The sequence below is a fragment of the Pseudolysinimonas sp. genome, from assembly GCF_031389465.1.
In the GTDB taxonomy this organism is placed as follows: domain Bacteria; phylum Actinomycetota; class Actinomycetes; order Actinomycetales; family Microbacteriaceae; genus Pseudolysinimonas_A.
In genome coordinates this window covers 1-4991 of sequence record NZ_JANMSQ010000032.1, presented here as the reverse complement: position 1 = coordinate 4991, position 4991 = coordinate 1, and the positions used below count along the sequence as shown (strand labels likewise).

The window sequence follows — 4991 nt, the reverse complement described above, 5'->3', positions numbered from 1 at the left end:
GGGGCGGGCCCGGCATCACCGACTCCGACCGTGATCGACACGGGCATTACGGGGTCGGATCGACCCTGGGCGCTCACGATTCGGGATGATCTGATCTACCTCGGCGTCACCGACACGGCCACCATGTCGACCGGGGCTCGGGTGATCAGCCGAGCGGTCTCCGGTGGCGCGTGGACGACTGCACTCACTGTTCCGCTGAACTACTCACGTGGCATCGTGTGGGCGGCCGACCCCCCGGGGAATCCGGTGACGACGGGCCAGGTCGCCGCGCAGTGGCACGCGTGGGAGGACAACCCCTCCACGATCTGGAACAACGCCAATTCGCTGGCGACGTTCTTCCGTGCGTGGGCTCAGCCGATCCTCTCGGGGCTCTCCTTCGACGACGGCGGCAACCTGGTCATGGGGTTCACGGATCGGTTCAACTATCAGACCGGTGTCGCCGCGATGTACCCGGGCGGCACGGGCGTCGGTGACGCCTACAACCGCTCCAACGTGACCGGCGCGCCCGTCGGCGAGGTGCTGTACGCGGGTCGGAGCTCCGCAGGGACCCTCGTGCTCGAAAGCGGCGGTACCGGCGCCACCGGGGGCAACGTCACCGCGACGAGCGCCGGAAACTCGACGGTGGTGCTCGCGCCGAGCTACGGCACGGCTGCGCAGAACCGTGCAGGAACCGTCCCGGCCCCGGGGCAGACCGCACGCCAGAACATTCAGCACGGTGGCCGCGAGTTCTTCGAGGACAGCGTGATGTGGGACGGCCAAGGGAGCCCGCCAGAAAACACCAGCGAGGGAGTCGTGCACGACGAAACCGTTCTCGGTGCCGTCGCGATCGTGCCCGGCACGTCACAGCTGACGGCAACCTCGTTCGATCCAGCCCTCAGGTATAACAACGCCGGCAACCGGTTCATGAGCCTGTCCGATGGACACAGTATTGACGGCTTCGACCAGTACACGGGAGGCAATCCGCATTTCGGTAAAGCGGGCGGCCTCGGCGGCGTTTCCTACCTGCTTGCCGAAGCGCCGGTCGAGATCGGCAACCGGGTCTGGTACGACGCCGACCTCGATGGCATCCAAGATCCCGACGAGGCGGCGATCAACGGGGCGCCGGTCGAACTGTGGACGGCTGACGGGAGCGGCGATCCCGTGACACAACTCGCGACGACGACGACCGCGACGATCACGGGGCAGGCCGGCACCTACTTCTTCCGCACCGTAGACGCGTCGACCGGCGGAACCACCGGCTTCGTCAAGGGCGCGGACTACGTCGTGGTCTTCCCGAAACCGGCGAGCGGATCACCGACCCTCGTCTGGCCGACGACCACGCCCGACGGCTTCGCCGGTCTCACCTGGGCTCAGCTCACCCGAACGTCGCCGAACGCCGGCTCGAACGATCTGACCGATTCGGATCCGGCGGTGGCAACGGGCCGTGTCGTTGTGGCGGTCGGCGAGACGGGGGAGAACGATCACTCGATCGATGCCGGATGGTATGGCGTCAGCACCTTCCGCATCCAGAAGACGGTGGTCGGCACCCCACCCGCCGGCGCGACGTTCTCGATCGAAGTCGCGTCGGCGACCAACTTCCGAAGTGAGAACCAGCTCGGCGCCGGGGGGCCGTCGACGACGCCCATCGTCGACACTCTGACGTACACACTGACCGCGGGAGGGCTGGAGACCTCGGTCGAAGAGATCCCGTACGGCTACACGCTGACGTTCAGCGAACCCGGGATGCCGGCTGCGGCCGTTTCGTTCTCGCCGAATACCGGAGTCGGTGACGACACCGGTTCGCTGCTGATCGCACCCACGGGGACGGCAGGCGGCCAACTGCTCACGGTCACCAACAGCTACACCTCAATCGAGGTCACGAAGGCCCTCTCGTCCGCGGTCACCCTCCCCCCCGACACGACCTTCCCGATCGAGTACACCGTCGAGGGAGGACCCATCGAGACCGCCGAGGTTGCGGTAGGACCCTCGGGGATCGTGACGATCGGCGGGGTGCCATGGGGTGCAGAAATCGAGATTCGCGAGCCGCTCGAGGGGCCGTTCTCGTGGGGAGGCTGGATCTGGCGTACCGGCACGTGGACCCTCGGCGCGACCGAGCTGATCGCGGACGGTGACGGTTGGGTCACCGTTACGGGCGGAAGCACAACGGATCCACTCGAGTTGACGATCACGAACCACCCGATCGACGCCCCGGCACTGCCCTTCACCGGTGGGGTCGCGAGTGACGCCTTCCTCATTGCCGGCGGATCCGGCGTGCTGATCGCGCTCGCGCTCGGCACCTGGCATCTCACGAAGAGGCCGCCCCGTCGGGTGGCCCTGCACCGACTCTGAAGCGGTTGTGGGTCACCGCGAAGCGCCTGCGGTCAGCCCGTGCGCTCCGGGATGCTCAATTCGGGCCCCGGGATGTCGGGGAAGTCGACCGACGTCCATCCATCGTTGACGAAGACTTCCGCTCGCCGCAGCAGTCCGTCGGCGTCGAGCCATAGTCGTAGGGTCACGGCTTCAACGTCAGGCGGGCCAGAATCCGTCACCGGCGCATCGCTCGGGGGGGCGCCGAAGACCGTGACGGCCGTGTCGCCGATCACGTCGGTGCGCAACCACAGCGCGCCCGACTGCTGGAGGAGCAGCGGGTTGTCGGGACGGTCAGACCCCAGCGCGCTGATCGTGGCGACGAGAGCTCCGAGCGCCGACGAGCCGGCATCGAGAGCTTCAATCTGCCATTCCGGGTCGTCGAGCGTGGGAATCGGCAGGACGGGGTAGCCGTCGGCACCGGCGTCGCGGGGGATCGCGCCGATGCTCGAGTCCGTCCAGAGCACCGCCTCCGTGCCGAACTCGCCCGAGACGGAGGCGTATCCGAGTTCGGCGACGTAGTCGACCCAGCCGCGCATCGTCACGTCGACACCCGACAGGGTGTATGTCGTCTCGAAGGGCCGGGTTCGCGCGTCGAAGTTCAGAAAACGGGAAACCGCGAGCACCTGTGCCTCGGCGCTCGTGACGGCGCGTGGTGAGGGCTCAGCGGGCTCGGCACCGCACCCCGCGAGCGCGACGAGTGTGAGGCTGACGGCGACGACCCGTGCGAGGCGAGTCATCGGGCGCCCGCTCGATCGGCGAGGAAGTCCGGTTGGGGCAGTTCGAAGCTCGCGAGGTCCGGAAGGTCGACTCGCCCAGGGAGTGGCGCCGAGTGCGAGGCCGCAGGCAACTGCGGTTGATCGCGCGGCGGCGCGACCTGGAGGAAACTCACCCCACCGGGAACAACGGGACCGTCGAGCGCAGAAGCGGTGGCCTGCGGCAGACCGGCGTCGCATCCCGGGCCGACCTGGGGAGCGAGTTCGAGCGGAATGGTGCGCACCGCGTCAGCCGTCCAGCAGTTTCCGGATGCCGGAGCGCGCTCGCTCGACAGATTTGCGAGCCCTACGGCACCGTCGACAACGTTCCCGTCGAATCGATTGCCGATCGCCGCGAGGTCTTCCGCGTTCGTCAGGATCACCGCGGCTCGCGCGTTGCCCGTGATGAGGTTTCGTTCGAACACGTTGCGTTGACCACCACTGATGCCGACCCCGGTCGCGAAGCCGCCCTCGGCCTGCGAGGGTGAGTCGCCCGACTGGTTGTCGGCGATCAGGTTGCCGACCACGAGGTTGCCGCGTTGCGGGGTGAACGCCTCTTGGTAACTCGACAACAGCGTCATTCCGACGCGATTCTCGGTGAACCGGTTGCCGACGATCACGACCGAGTCGCTCGCGTTCGCGTTCTCGAACCCGACCGCGTTGCGCTCCGCGACGTTGCCCGTCACCAGGATGTCGCACTGTTCGCATTGACCGACGTAGAAGCCGCTGTCGGCCGAACCCGACGCGTACGAGTCCCGGATGACCCCATGCTGGGCGTTGAAGGCGTAGATGCCATAGAGGCCGTTGTTGTGTGCCGTGACATGGTCGACGAGAAACCGCTGCAGCGGCGGAAAGGCCGCCGGATCCCATCCCGTGTACCCGTCGGTGGTTGGCGCGGAGGGGCTGGCTCCGTCGTGGAGACCGGTGACGAGCACGCCGTAGAAGGTCGCGCGCGTCACGGTGAGGTTCTCGATGCGCACCCCGTCCGCGATCACGACGATGCCGTACGGCCGCACGCCGCCGCCGTCGATCACGGTCCGATTGCGGTCGGCACCGCGGATCGTCACGTCCGCCTTGTCGACGACGACCTGTTCCTCGTATCGGCCCGCAGCGATCTCGATGGTCCCGCCTGGGCTCACGAGATTGATCGCCTCTTGAAGGGTCGCAGCATCGCCAGGGACGGCGACCTCGTCGCGACTTGCGGTCCCGGGTCCGCAGCCGGTGAGTGCGGCAGTGGCAAGCATGACGATCGCAACGACGAGCGAACGGTTCACGCGCTCAGTGTAGACACCGAGGGGTCGGGCCACTGCGGGGGCGCGAGCGCTGACGTCCCACCTGAACTGGGGGCGGGTGCCGCGTGAAGGTGCGCCCCTAGACTCGCACTCGTCGCAACCCCGGGCGTTGAGCCCGCGAGTGTGCCCGAAGCTATCGCGACGACCCTTTACTTACCCGAAGGATCACCATGTCCCGCACCCGTCCGCGCCTGCGCGGTTTCCGCTTCAGCTTGGCCGCCACAGCATTGGCGCTTGCTGCCCTGTTCTCATTCGGTCCAGCCGGGTTGGTATCTGCCGACCCGATCGGCGATGTGGGAAACATTGACGACCCGGATGCGGGCACCGGCGAGATCCTCGTGCACAAGTACGAGCGTGAGTCAACCAACGGCACCACCCCCGGCGACGGAACCTCGTCGACGCCCACGGGCGCCGTCATCCCCGGAGTCGAGTTCACCTTGACCGAGGTGCTGCTCACCGGGGTGTCGCTCGACTTGCTCTCCAACAGCGGCTGGGATTCTGCGGCGGACATCGAGGGGCTCTTCGACGCCGACGACGCCGAGAACTCGCTCACCAGCCAGGCGGGTGTCACGCTGGGCTCCGACACGATCGCGGTCAC

The 4991-nt window shown here is 67.5% G+C and carries 3 protein-coding genes and 1 pseudogene; 2 read left to right on the top strand and 2 right to left on the bottom strand.

Features of this window, described 5'->3' with window-relative positions; translation table 11 throughout:
* On the top strand, positions 1 to 2328 hold a 2328-nt coding region (locus RMO30_RS01230; RefSeq protein WP_309708426.1), incomplete at its 5' end, for an SdrD B-like domain-containing protein.
* Between the two features lie 32 nt (positions 2329 to 2360).
* Here the strand turns inward: RMO30_RS01230 and RMO30_RS01225 are convergent.
* A complete protein-coding gene (locus tag RMO30_RS01225) occupies positions 2361 to 3086 on the bottom strand; it encodes a hypothetical protein (RefSeq protein ID WP_309708424.1) in 726 nt (241 codons plus the stop codon).
* Positions 3083 to 4375, bottom strand: a complete 1293-nt coding sequence (locus tag RMO30_RS01220; protein ID WP_309708421.1) for a right-handed parallel beta-helix repeat-containing protein — start codon at positions 4373 to 4375, stop codon at positions 3083 to 3085. The genes RMO30_RS01225 and RMO30_RS01220 overlap by 4 nt, the downstream gene beginning before the upstream one ends.
* 188 nt (positions 4376 to 4563) lie before the next feature.
* On the opposite strand from RMO30_RS01220, the pseudogene RMO30_RS01215 reads away from it, so the two are divergent.
* Positions 4564 to 4991, top strand: a pseudogene (locus RMO30_RS01215) (hypothetical protein); the annotation flags it as partial.

Excerpts from the sequence above, each read along its gene's own strand:
- RMO30_RS01225 (WP_309708424.1), bottom strand. The coding sequence starts at position 3,086 with ATGACTCGCCTCGCACGGGTCGTCGCCGTCAGCCTCACACTCGTCGCG.